The sequence below is a fragment of the Paraburkholderia sp. GAS334 genome, from assembly GCF_050436625.1.
Lineage (GTDB): Bacteria > Pseudomonadota > Gammaproteobacteria > Burkholderiales > Burkholderiaceae > Paraburkholderia.
The window spans coordinates 246,037-258,375 of sequence record NZ_JBNDMO010000007.1 but is presented as its reverse complement, the minus strand read 5'-3'; the positions used below and the strand labels follow the sequence as shown (position 1 = coordinate 258,375).

The 12,339-nt window shown below is 63.6% G+C and carries 11 protein-coding genes; 2 read left to right on the top strand and 9 right to left on the bottom strand.

Going from position 1 to position 12,339, the window contains the following annotated elements; translation table 11 throughout:
- Positions 1 to 137: 137 nt before the first annotated feature.
- Positions 138 to 1,514, top strand: coding sequence for a metalloprotease PmbA (gene pmbA / locus P3T21_RS15845; protein ID WP_429256863.1), 1,377 nt, complete (start codon positions 138 to 140; stop codon positions 1,512 to 1,514).
- A 137-nt stretch (positions 1,515 to 1,651) separates the two neighbouring features.
- Here pmbA and P3T21_RS15840 read toward each other — a convergent pair whose 3' ends face one another.
- From P3T21_RS15840 to P3T21_RS15800, 9 genes are all read right to left on the bottom strand, one after another.
- Positions 1,652 to 2,149, bottom strand: a complete 498-nt coding sequence (locus tag P3T21_RS15840; protein WP_429256862.1) for a dihydrofolate reductase — start codon at positions 2,147 to 2,149, stop codon at positions 1,652 to 1,654.
- An 84-nt stretch (positions 2,150 to 2,233) separates the two neighbouring features.
- Positions 2,234 to 3,820 carry a sigma 54-interacting transcriptional regulator gene (locus P3T21_RS15835; RefSeq protein WP_429256861.1) on the bottom strand — a complete coding sequence of 529 codons (1,587 nt, stop codon included), beginning with the start codon at positions 3,818 to 3,820 and terminating at the stop codon, positions 2,234 to 2,236.
- A gap of 24 nt (positions 3,821 to 3,844) precedes the next feature.
- Positions 3,845 to 5,326: a hypothetical protein gene (locus tag P3T21_RS15830; protein ID WP_429256860.1), complete on the bottom strand. Its 1,482-nt coding sequence runs from the start codon at positions 5,324 to 5,326 to the stop codon at positions 3,845 to 3,847.
- Positions 5,327 to 5,444: 118 nt separating this feature from the next.
- On the bottom strand, positions 5,445 to 6,278 hold the full coding sequence (locus tag P3T21_RS15825) for a peptidase C39 (protein WP_429256859.1): 834 nt from the start codon (positions 6,276 to 6,278) through the stop codon (positions 5,445 to 5,447).
- 7 nt (positions 6,279 to 6,285) lie between these two features.
- Positions 6,286 to 7,008, bottom strand: coding sequence for a C39 family peptidase (locus P3T21_RS15820; RefSeq protein WP_429256858.1), 723 nt, complete (start codon positions 7,006 to 7,008; stop codon positions 6,286 to 6,288).
- A 67-nt stretch (positions 7,009 to 7,075) separates the two neighbouring features.
- Positions 7,076 to 8,659 carry a cell wall anchor protein gene (locus tag P3T21_RS15815; RefSeq protein WP_429256857.1) on the bottom strand — a complete coding sequence of 528 codons (1,584 nt, stop codon included), beginning with the start codon at positions 8,657 to 8,659 and terminating at the stop codon, positions 7,076 to 7,078.
- 28 nt (positions 8,660 to 8,687) lie between these two features.
- A complete protein-coding gene (locus P3T21_RS15810) occupies positions 8,688 to 9,332 on the bottom strand; it encodes a hypothetical protein (protein ID WP_429256856.1) in 645 nt (214 codons plus the stop codon).
- The gene (locus P3T21_RS15805; protein WP_429256855.1) at positions 9,329 to 9,835 is read right to left on the bottom strand and encodes a hypothetical protein; all 507 of its coding nucleotides are present in this window, start codon (positions 9,833 to 9,835) and stop codon (positions 9,329 to 9,331) included. The genes P3T21_RS15810 and P3T21_RS15805 overlap by 4 nt, the downstream gene beginning before the upstream one ends.
- A 72-nt stretch (positions 9,836 to 9,907) precedes the next feature.
- Positions 9,908 to 10,387 (bottom strand): hypothetical protein, encoded by a 480-nt coding sequence (locus P3T21_RS15800; protein ID WP_429256854.1) that lies wholly within the window; start codon positions 10,385 to 10,387, stop codon positions 9,908 to 9,910.
- Positions 10,388 to 10,926: 539 nt separating this feature from the next.
- On the opposite strand from P3T21_RS15800, the gene P3T21_RS15795 reads away from it, so the two are divergent.
- Positions 10,927 to 12,321 (top strand): sigma 54-interacting transcriptional regulator, encoded by a 1,395-nt coding sequence (locus P3T21_RS15795; RefSeq protein WP_429256853.1) that lies wholly within the window; start codon positions 10,927 to 10,929, stop codon positions 12,319 to 12,321.
- The last annotated feature ends 18 nt before the right edge of the window (positions 12,322 to 12,339 follow it).

The following is a 12,339-nucleotide window of genomic DNA, read 5'->3' as shown; positions in this document are numbered from 1 at the left end:
GGCTGACGCCTGGGCGCAAAGGCATCTGAAGGTCAGGTGCAGCGGCGCGGACCTTGCTATGATCGCGGGATGCAGAATTTCACCGATGCGATCAACCTGTGGGCCGGTTTCCGGCCCCGAACCGGACGGTAACGACGATGGCAGCAGACACCGACATGGACGTCAAACAGCGCTTTTTCCCGCACACGCAAGATGAACTGAAGCAGATCGCCGAAGACATCCTGCGCCACGCCAGGGCAATCGGCGGCAGCGACGCGGCCACCGAAATCTCCGAGGGCGACGGCCTGTCGGTCTCTGTGCGGCGCGGCGAAGTCGAAACGATCGAGCACAACCGCGACAAGATGGTCGGCGTGACGGTTTTTATCGGCAACAAGCGCGGCAACGCGAGCACGTCGGATTTTTCATCCCAGGCACTGAAGGATACCGTCGCGGCGGCGTACAACATCGCGCGCTTCACTGCGGAAGACGACTGCGCCGGCCTCGCCGAGCAGGAACTGCTGGAATCGAATCCGCGCGATCTCGATCTCTACCATCCGTGGAATCTCTCCGCCGACGAAGCGGTCGAAATCGCCCGTCGCGCTGAAGACGCCGCGTTCGCCGTCAGCCCGCAGATCCGCAACTCGGAAGGCGCGAGCGTCTCGGCGCAGCATTCGCAGTTCGTGCTGGCAACCTCACGCGGCTTCCTTGGCGGCTATCCGTATTCGCGGCATTACGTTGCGTGCGCACCGATCGCGGGCAGCGGCCGCAACATGCAGCGCGACGACTGGTACACGTCGAAGCGCAGCGCCGGCGAACTGGCCGATCCGGAAGCCGTCGGCCGCTATGCCGCCCAGCGCGCGCTGGCGCGCACCGGTGCGCGCGGTCTCGACACGCGCAAGGTGCCGGTGCTGTTCGAAGCCCCGCTCGCCGCCGGTCTCCTTGGCGCGTTCGTGCAGGCAACGAGCGGCGGCGCGCTGTACCGCAAGACAACGTTCCTCGTCGACAGTCTGGGCAAGCCGGTGTTTGCGCCGCACGTTCAGGTGGTTGAAGATCCGCACACGCCGCGCGCCATGGGCAGCGCGCCGTTCGACGAAGAAGGCGTGCGCACGCAGCGTCGTTCGGTGGTGAAAGATGGCGTCGTCGAGGGCTATTTCCTGTCGACGTATTCGGCGCGCAAGCTCGGCATGAAGACGACGGGCAACGCGGGCGGCTCGCACAATCTGTCGCTGCTGAGTTCGAAGACACGTCCGGAAGACGACTTCGAGGCCATGTTGAAGAAGCTCGGCACAGGTCTGTTGCTGACCGAACTGATGGGGCAGGGCGTCAATTACGTGACGGGCGACTATTCGCGCGGCGCGTCGGGCTTCTGGGTCGAGAACGGCAAGATCCAGTATCCGGTCGAGGAAATCACCGTGGCGGGCACGCTGCAGGAGATGTTCCACCACATCGTCGCGATCGGCGCGGATACGATCGTGCGCGGCACCAAGCAGACCGGCTCGGTGCTGATCGAACGGATGACGATCGCGGGGCAGTAAGCGTTCGTCAGCGCGGCCTTGTGCGCGCAAAGCGCACGGGGCGCAAGGCGCACAAGGTAAAACGCCACGGGCGGCCAGGCAGCCCGTGGCGTTTTTTCATGCATTCATTCACACGTGGCGTTCAGCCACGGCGTTCATCAAACCCTGCGCCGATACGTCACAAACGCATAGTCGAACTCATTCGGCGCGTGCGCGCGATGCGTCTCGCGCGTGAGTTCTTCCCAGTGTTCCGGATCAGGCGCGGGAAACGTCGCGTCGCCTTCGAAATCGGCGGAAATCTCGGTCATCACCAGTTTGTCGGCGTGACGGAAGCCTTCGTCGTAAAGTTGCGCGCCGCCGATCAGAAACGCCTCGGGCGCCTGATCCTGTTGAGCCAGTGTGAGCGCCTCGTCCAGATTCGTCACGGTGTCGCAGCCGTTGAAGCGGCGTGTGGCATCGCGGGTGACGACGATATTGCGCCGTCCGGGCAGCGCGCGGCCGATCGACTCGTGGGTCTTGCGGCCCATGATGATGGGCGCGCCCATCGTCGTGCGCTTGAAGAAGGCGAGGTCTTCGGGTAGCCGCCAGGGCAGTTGGTTGTCTCGGCCGATCACGCCGTTGCGGGCGCGAGCGACGATCAGGGTGAGCGTCGTCATCGAGGGGTCAGTGAACGTAATCGTGCTGATTCTACCTGACGCCCGCGCAGCCTCCCTTCGCGGAATCCACAGAAAGGAGGCGCGCTACTCGTGATGCTCGCTGTCGCCGTGCAGGGCGGCCTTGTCCTCGGGCGCGATGCCTTCGCGCAGGCCGTGCGCGCCCATCAGCCGGTATAGCGTGACGCGCGAAATGCCGAGATCGGCCGCCGCTTCGTTCAAACGATGGCGATGGCGCAGCAGCGCCGACTCGATCGCGCGCTTTTCCGCGGCTTCGCGCGCCTGCGAGAGGCTCATCGTCTGCTGCTCGGTGAAGTGCGAGAGGTCGAGATCGTCGGCGGAAATCAGCTTGTTTTCGGCCATCACGATCGCGCGGCGGATCCGGTTGATCAGTTCGCGCACGTTGCCCGGCCAGTTGTAGTTGTACATCGCCTCGATCGCCGAAGGCGTGAAGCCGCGGATCTTCCGCCCGCTGTCCGCCTTGAACTTGTGCAGGATGTGATGGGCGAGGATTTCGATGTCCTTGCCGCGCGAGCGCAGCGGCGGTTCGTCGACGCGCAGCACGCACAGACGGTGGAACAGGTCGGCGCGGAAGCGTCCGTCGCGCATCGCGGCTTCGAGGTCGATGTGGGTCGCCGAAATGATACGCACGTCGACCGCGATCGATTCGCGGCCGCCGAGCCGTTCGATCCTGCCTTCCTGCAGGAAGCGCAGCAGGCTCGCCTGGCTTTCCATCGGCAGATCGCCGATCTCATCGAGCAGCAGCGTGCCGCCATCAGCCGCTTCGACGCGGCCGATCTTGCGCTGGTTCGCGCCAGTGAACGCGCCGCGCTCGTAGCCGAACAGCTCGGATTGCAGCAGATGATGCGGGATCGAGCCGCAGTTGATTGCGACAAACGGCGCCTTGCGGCGCGGCGAGCGTTCGTGAATCGCGAGTGCGGTCAGCTCCTTGCCGGTGCCGGATTCGCCGGAGATGAACACGCTTGCGTCGGTGTTGGCGACCTTGCGGATCGTGCGAAAGAGCTGTTGCATTGCTTCGCACGTGCCGACCATTTCGTCGTCGCCGGAAACGGTGACGCTCGCGGTCAGATCCGGATCGTACAGCGTGACCATGCCGAACGCGTGGCCGACCAGATAGTCGATCGTCGCGCTGGCAACCGGCGTTTTCACGTAGTCGAAGCAGTAGTGCCGGATGAGGCGACGCGCTTCCGGATCATTGAGCCGTTCAGCCGTGGCAAGCGCGATCCAGCCGACCTGCTGCTGGCGCAGGCTCGATTCCAGACCCGGCAGGTCGCGCAGCGCGAAGCTCGTCAGATCGACGATGCCGGCGCACGCGATGTCCGGCTTCAGGAGCCGGCCGAGTTCGTGCGCCGAATGCGCCACCGCGACTGTCCAGCCGCGGCTCTTCAGATGGGCGATCAGCGTTTCGTCGGGGACGCGGGCCACGTACAGCAACGTGCGCGCGGCATGCGCATCGAGATTCATCGTGTCCGGCGCGCGCCCGGCGGCGCCTTCCTGCGCGCGGGCGTCGGGCAGCTCCTCCTTGTGGGGCAGCGCAAGGCGCCCCGTCTCCGGCTCGCCTTGCGCGGCGGCTTCCTTGCTGTCGGCAAGCGAAAGCCGCGTGCCGGCGCCAGCGAGCGGAGTGACGGTAGTCAGGTGGGGGGATTCGCGCACGATCGACCTCGTATCGGTGGCACGTCAGAAAGTGTAGGGAAATCGCACGCCGACCACAAAGTTCGGCGCGTCGGGCGTGAGGCCCACCGACACCGCGCCGTTGATCGTCAAATGCCTGTTCACTACGTGATTCAAGCCAAAATTCAGTACCGACGCGGTGGTTTCGCTGCCCGGCACCTTGACGTAGTCCGAACCCGGCGACTTCGTCTTCGATGACGGCTCGATGGCCATCGTGTAGGAAATGCTTGCGGAATCCTTGTCCGAGAACGCGAGCGCGACACCGCCACCGAACTGGACGATGTCGCCGAGCTTGACGGTCGCGGGCTGGGTCTGGCCGGACACCGACGAGATATCCGCAAACGAGCGGGCGATGTTGTACGTGTAGGACACACTGCCGAACAGCACGACCGGGTCGTAGGTTTTCAATACTGACATGCCCGCCGTGATATTCCAGAAGCCCGTGCCCGTGGGCAGCTTGCTCGGCGCGACGAGATTCGTGTTGTCGGGTGTCAGCTGGACGACCTTGATGCCGAACGGCGACGTGCCCGTGGGCGCTTTCACGCGCAGACTGCCGACCACGTCGGGGAAGTTGTTGGTTTCCTTCAGGAACTGGTAGTAGATCCCGAAATTGACGTCGCCGATCGCGTTCGAGTTGACCGACGCGTCCGACAGCGTATTGGCCGCGCCACCCGCGCCCCCGACGATGAAGTCGCTGTGACGGTAGATGTACGGCACGTCGACGTCGACACTGATGCGGTCGGTGAGACCGTAGCGCGTGTCGAGGTCGGCGATCACCTGATGCGATTTCGTCTGGCCGAGGTTGATGTTGCCGAGGAAAATCGCGTCGAGCGCGAGGAACCCGGACAGCTGCAGCTGGCGACGGTCGTAATAGGTATCGCTAATGCCCCAGTCGAGGGTCAGCTTGTGGTCGAACAGCGGCGCGTGTTCGCGCTGCATGACGGCTTCTTCGGCCGGGGTGCGCACCGGCTCGGCCGCTTTCTGCGTCTGGCCGATCGTGCCATCCGTGCCGGCGGTGCCCGCGGGTCCCGAGGTCCCTGCCGTGGCCGGTGTCGTGCCCGTACCCGCGGGCGCGCCGGATGAGCCGCTGTCGGGTGCCGGCGGATTGACGGGCACGCCGGTCGCCGTGCCCGTGGAGCCGCCCGGCGCCGGTGCGCCCGGTGTCACCTGCGCGAGCGGCGGCAGCGGCACGGGCAGGCCATCCGCGCCCGGCTGTTCGGCCACCGCTTCAGAACCGGCCGGGCCGCCGTAACCCGGCGCACCGCGTCCGCGCTGCGCCATTTCGAGGTTCGTGACCTGCCGTTCCAGCGAGTGAATCTGTCTTTGCTGTTCGTCGACGACACGCATCAGTGTATTGAGCCGCTCTTCTACCGACTGCCCCGCGAGCGCCTGCGCGCCCGCCCCCTGCGAGAGCGCGAGCAGCAGCACGGCGGCCGGAATGGCCGCCAGTGCGCTGCGGGGCGCCCTGGCCCCTGAATCGTTCTTCATTCTTCTTTCCCCCGGGAAAACAGCCGCGCGCTGCAGGTCTCCTTGTTGCAACGCGTAGCCGCTGATACTGCCTGAGTCTCTTTTTCCTACGGTCCCTTGTGGCGGGTGGCAGCCCGCATCATCTCCTTGAGTTCTGCAGTGCCTGCAGGACGCCGAGTTGCCGCTGCATCGCCGGTGTCATCTGCTGGGTCTGAAGGTGCAACTGCAACTGGTTCGCGACCTGCTGGTTATTGCCGGCAATCTGCAGCAACTGCGCGATCGAACTGGCCTGCTGCGCGGGACCCGGCGCGATGGTCTGCGTCGCGAGTCCGGCGGGGGTCTGCAGCGCGACGGTGACGCCGCCCGTACCGAACGAGATTCCGGCCTTGACGGTGCCGGTTGCGTTCGATGCGCTCGAAGTCGCCGAATTCGTGCCGCCCGGCAGATTCGCCACTTGTGCCACGTTATTGTTGAAATCGATCGTTGCTGCGTTCACGCCGATGTTACGGTCGCCTGCTACCTGCGTTACCTGCGACACGCCGTTTACCGAGACGCCCTGTCCGCCGCTGGTCGTTGCGTTCGGATTGGCATCGCTGCTGGCGGCGGTGGTCGCGTTGTGTTCGATGACTTTCGTCATCGTGCTCACCCTGGCGTTGATGTCGTTGGTCAGATTCCTCGAGACGGTAAGAGCGCCCTGGGCGATCGCTGCTGCGCCATTAGGCAACTGCCATTGTGAAAGGATACTCAGCACGAACCCGGAAATCATCGGTGCGCCAGCGTACCTGCCGGTCTGATGTTCCAGGACGTCGTCGTCCACCATTTGCCACTTGAGTTGTTGAGGGGCAACATCGTGCGCCGACAGAAAGTCGGGAACGGGCGAAGCGCCCATCCCGTCGGCGGCAAAAGCCCCGCTCGCGAAGACGCAACCCGATGCGCACAACGCAAAGCCGAACCGGGTGAATGTATGCTTCATGGTCGGGTCAGAACAGGTCTGCCTTGGTCAAGCCAAATTCGACAAAAGGAGTCGCCGCCGTCCCGTTTGCCAGCGCATGGGTGCGCAGCTTCAGCGCCAGCGACTCGTTGTCCTGCAACAGCGGTGAATCCTCCAGAAATGGTTTTCCGAGGACGGCGAACACGAGACCGTTCCAGGTCTGCGCGAAGTCCTCTTCGAGCACGATGCGATTGCCGAGGGCAGGATCCGCAATGAAGATGCGGCTGTCCTGCGCGTGCTTGACGATCACGAAATGCTCGTACCCTCCGATATTCATCAGAACCATGACGGGGATCTGCAGGTGATACAACGCGTCGACATTGACCCGATACCCTCTGCCGCGCAGCCCGATCGTCTCGACGAACTTCTTCATGTCGAGCATCGAAAAACCGTTCTTCACGACGACTTCGGGCGTTGAAAACACCATCATGCGACGGATGAGTTCCGTCTCCGGGATGTCGATGCCGTAGCCATACTTGAGAAGGGTGGCGAGCGCAGCTGCTCCGCAGCTGTAATCGAACTGCTGGCTGACGATGTGGCCGTAACGAATGTCTTTCATCGAACGAACCGTTTTGGTGAGCGGAACGCCCGTCAGGGTAGACGTATCGATGACTGCCTGTGCGTGGCCTGCCGCACACATCGTGCAACTTGCCAGCGCAGCGGCGTACCTGACAGCGCGCCGCAACACGAGAGGTGGGACAAGCCCGGACATGCTGGTCTCCTGCTGATTCACGCCGGCCGCTTCGGTGGCGGCCGGCGCGTTCCCCACTGTGGTTCGATCAGTGACCGCTGTTGAGAGCAGCGATCGCCAGACCGTTGTGCTGCAGGTTGCCCGCGCCACCGGCGATGTTCACGCCGATGTTGCCGCTTGCGCCGGCAAGCGCACCTGCGCCCAGCATTGCCGTACCCTGGAACTGACCCTTTACCGACATCGACGCGTTTTGCGAGCTTTCTTCCGTGGCGACCATCGCCGTGGTCTTCGCAGCGCCCGGCGACGTCGTCGTGACCGCGCCGGCAAGGCTGTTGTTCTGCGCATTGCCGATACCGGACGCGACGTTCACACCCACGTTGCCCGAGACGCCTTGCAACGAGTTATCGCCGATCGAGGCATTCAGGTTGAAGTTGTTGATTTTCGCGTGGCCGGAAGACGACTGTTTGTTGAAGATCTGCGCATTGCCGAACACGTTGCCGACGTCGACCGAAGCGAGCGACGTATCGTTGCTCTGGGCGTTGTCGATGCCTTCTGCGATGTTGATACCGAGGTTGCCCGACACACCCGATCCCGCGCCCGTGCCCGTCGTGGCGGTCAGCGTGCCGGCGACGCGCGTGTCATAGACCTGCGTGACATGGCCGGTCGTCTTCACGTCCGTGCTGGTCAGCGTGTCGTTCACGCTATAGCCCCATGCGTGCGAAGCTTCCGACGACTTGCTGAACGACTCCGAGCTCGCGCTTGTGTGCGTATGCGTGTCCGAGTCGTTGTGCGCCCAGGTCGACGTCGAGTTCTTCTGCTTGAAGCCCGAGCCGCTGTCCGTTGCGGTTGCGGCATAGCTTTCGGTTGCGTCGGCGTAGGCTCCGTGATTGGCATCGGCAGATTTCGACGAGGTCGACGTGTCGTGCGAGTTGTAGCCGTGCGAGGCGGTCGTCGCGCTGCCTTCGTTGTGGTCCTTGCTGTAGCCGGCCGACGTGCCTTCCGAGCCCGAGAGCGTCACGCTCGCGTAGCCGTTGTCGACGTTGCCGCCGCTGGAGGTGGAGATGCCGACCGTTACCGAGCCGGATGCGCCTTGCGACTTGTTGCCGTTGGCGTAGCTGGAGTGCGCGCTGTTCGCCGAATAGCCGTCGTTGTGCGTCTTCGTCTTGTCGCTTGCCGAGGCGCTGTTGCTGGCCCAGCCGGAGTCGCTCGTGCTATGCGCCTGGCTGGCTTCCGCGACGCTTGCCGTGTTGCCGTAGGCGTAGTTGCTCGATGAACTCTTCGTCGTGGTCGAGTTGGCTGCGTTCGTCGTGGTCGTCGTGTACATGTGCGACGAGTCTTCGTTCGACTGATACGACTTGTTGTTGTACGTGCTGTTCGTGCCGGTGCCGACGAGGCTGGTCGAACGGTTGTTATAGGTCGTCGTCACAGCGCCCTTGATATAGCTCTGTGCCTGCGGATCGAGCGAAGCGTAGACGCTGGTGCTCTGGTTGTTGTTCACGACGGCGCCGGCGGTGCTGGACACGTGCACGCAACCGAACAGGGTGACCCAGCCCTCGATGCCGACCTGTTCGCCGATCAGCGTGGCATTGAACAGGTAGGGGTTCGAGGGCGATGCGAAGGCGGAACCCGTAGCTGCCGCAAACACCGCCGCTGCAATAATTGTGCGTTTCATTTTTTCGCTCCGATACGAGTGTGGCTATTTAGAAAAGAGTGCCCGCCGGGGGACGGAGCACAAAACTGTTTGCCGTTGCATTACCCGCTCCGGCAGTCTGGTTGATCTGGACGATCCCGCTGACGTTCTTGAAGGCCTCTCCTGAAATGTTGGCCTCCCTGACGCTTTGAACCCCGATGGATTGACCCGAACCACCGTTTTTCGCGGCCGCCGCGGATAGCACCCCATCCGCGACGGTCTCGACTCCGAGCGCCGCAGTGCCGAGCTGCACACTGTTTTGCTGGAGATTCCCTGCGCCCGCAGACTGGTTCAACATCACCGCTCCGGAGGTACTGGAAAACGCGTTGCCTTCGATCGAGGCGCGCGCGGCCTTGACCTTCGCGGCTACCGTCGAACTCTGGGCGCTGGCGTTGTCGTTCGCCACTGCGCCGCCCGTCGTGATCGTCAACTGGTTGGCCTGTACGTTGTCGAGGCCGGCCGTTTCGTTCATCGCGATCGCGCCGTGTACGCCGGTCGCTGCGCCGTTCGCGATCGTCGCGTCGGCGGTGACGCGCGGAACGGACTGCGCGTGTGCGGTCTCCGGGAGGAAGCCGCCGAACGCCGCGGCGCCAGACAGGGCGCACACGACGAGCGATGCGCGCAGGCTCAGGTGGCTGATGCGGCGCGGGCTCATTTCAGGCCTCCCAGCGCCCCGCCGAGGGCGGTCGACAGCGGTGCCAGTGCGCCCGATACCGATGAGGAAATCGTGCCGCCGATGCCCGGTGCCGGCGTACCGATGTTGCCGTTGTTCAGCGCGACGTTACTGCCGGTCGTGTTGCCGCTCAGGATGCGCGTGACCGCCTGCAGGCCGGCTGCGCCGACGCCGCCTTCAGCGAGTCCGGTCGAGCCGTGCGCGGACGTCAGGTCTGCGTCGGACACCATCGTCGCCATCATCGGATTGAAGCTGTTGGCCGGGAACGTCGTGGCCCGCACCAGCACCGGGTCCTGGCTCTTCGGCACGTGGTCGTAGGCGATGCGCGGGGTGATCTGGCGTTCGACGATGATGTCGCCCGGATTCGTGACCTGCTGGGCGTTCGCGAGCGTCGCGGCGCCGGCGGCCAGCGCGCCGAGCAGCAGGGCTGCAAGGCGCGGCGCATGCAGGCTGCGGGCATGCGTCGTCTGGGTTGGAGCGGTCATGTCTGTGTCCCCGATATCGAACCGAAATGCCGGCGCAGTGCAGCGGCGATCGCGTCCGTTGTTACATTCGCGTTACTTTCTCGTGTAGCTCGCCACGTTGCTTTGCGCTGCCCGGGCCGCATCCACTGGAACCGGCAGTGGAGTGGGCGGTGCGATCTCATCCCACAGCGTCACCGAACCGCCGCGCATCTGCGGCGTTGCCGCGACCATCACCATGCCGACGGCGCCGCCGCGCTGCCGCGACAACATCTGATCGTCGAGCATCAGATCGTTCGAGGCGGCAACGTCGGGCGTGTCGGCAGGAATGGTCGGCGACTGCGCGGTCACGGCGCCGCCGTCAGCCGGGGTGTCCGCTGCGGCGGACGACGGGTTCACTGCGATTTCGGTCGGACTGAGGGGTGCCACGGATGCAACGGGTGTCGTGCTGCTGTCGGATGTGGGAGCAACCACCTGGGCGATGACGTCGAGCGGCAGCGTCATCGACGCCAGCGAGACGCAGACTGCGGCGCCTAGCGTGGTCAACTTCATGTCGATGCGGAAAACAGGTCGCATGGTGTGTCTCCTTGATGCAAGACATTTAGCGAAACGTGTGCCATCCGCCGCAATCCGTTGACAGGGCTGGACAGCTTCTAATTGGTGTGACGGCTGAATTAAGAAAACGCGCGAAAACGTTTCAGACCTGAAACGGGCGGAAGAAAATGCCGGGGATTTCCGAAAGTCGGGATGAGAAGTGAAACGGGGTGGAAACGTTTAATCGTGTGAGGGAAACGGTTTATTAGCAGGTTGCAGACAAGCTGAATCGGCCGCCCAGCCTTGCCTGTGGCGGAAAAGAGATTTAATTTGCATAAATGTTTTCTGGGCGGCGCGCGTATAGTAAGCTCTCGAAAACAGATACACACTTTAAAAAAAGTCCGGACCACGGACGTCTCATAACACACGCGCCGCTTTTCGGGGATCCGCTGTCCGCACGGAATGGAATGGCCGTTCGGTTTTTGCCAACGCGAAATCCCGACGTGAACCAGCGTGTCTGAAAACAACTGTTCAGGTACGTGCCGTCATCCTTAACGTTCGTTGACGAGAGGATCTGAATAATGGAATCCGCACCGCGGCAATTGATTTACGTGACTCGCGATCCAAGCGCGGACCTGAACACGCGCTTTCATCAGCGCGGCTGGCATGTGGAAGTAGTCAATTCGGCTCGGGACGTTCGTCGCGCAGTGCGCGCTGGTACGGCAGCCGGTGGCCTGCTCGATCTGTCGAGCCGCTTTCAGCCGCATGAAATTGTCGGCTTCGAGTCGTGCCTCACGATGCCCAATGTCGGCTGGGTTGCCGCCACCACACCCGGCCAGTTGCAGGACGCGGCACTGCGCCGCCTCGTGCGCGACTACTGTTTCGATTACGTAACGGTCCCGTATGCGGGCGACCGCATTGTCGATTCGGTCGGTCACGCTTATGGAATGATCTCGCTGGGCGAGCCCGCCTCGAACGATTCTTCGACCGCCGGCACTGAAGGCGAAATGGTCGGCTCGTGCGACGCGATGCTGGCGCTCTTCCGCTCGATCCGCAAGGTTTCGATGACCGATGCGCCGGTGTTCATCTCCGGCGAATCGGGCACGGGCAAGGAACTGACGGCGATTGCGATTCACGAACGCTCGGGCCGCCGCGCGGCGCCATTTGTACCGATCAACTGCGGCGCGATTCCACCGCATCTGCTGCAATCCGAACTGTTTGGCTACGAGCGCGGTGCCTTTACCGGTGCGAACCAGCGCAAGATCGGCCGCGTTGAAGCGGCCAACGGCGGCACGCTGTTCCTCGATGAAATCGGCGATCTGCCGATGGAAAGCCAGGCGAGCCTGCTGCGCTTCCTGCAGGAAGGGAAGGTCGAACGGCTGGGTGGCCATGCGTCGACGTCCGTCGATGTACGGATCATTTCGGCGACGCACGTCGACATGCATACCGCGATGATCGAAGGACGCTTCCGCGCCGACCTCTACCACCGTCTGTGCGTGCTGCAGATCGACGAACCGCCGCTGCGTGCGCGCGGCAAGGACATCGAACTGCTCGCGCGCCACATGCTCGAGCGTTTCAGGAAGGATGCGAGCCGGCGTCTGCGCGGTTTTTCGCCGGATGCGATCGCGGCGCTGCATAACTACAGCTGGCCGGGCAATGTGCGCGAACTGATCAATCGGGTGCGCCGCGCGATCGTGATGTCCGAAGGGCGCGCGATCACGGCGCGCGATCTCGAACTCGCGGACTACGTGGAAATTGTGCCGGTGTCGCTCGCGCAGGCACGCGAAGCGGCCGAACGGCAGGCCATCGAACTCGCGCTGTTGCGACACCGCGGGCGTCTCGGCGATGCGGCGCAGGAACTCGGCATCTCGCGTGTGACGCTGTACCGTTTGCTGTGCTCGCACGGCATGCGGCATATCGACGGCGAACCCCTCACGCAGAATCCCGATCTGCCCGTGACTATTCCGCATCTTTGAAGCGCGTTCGACGTTTCT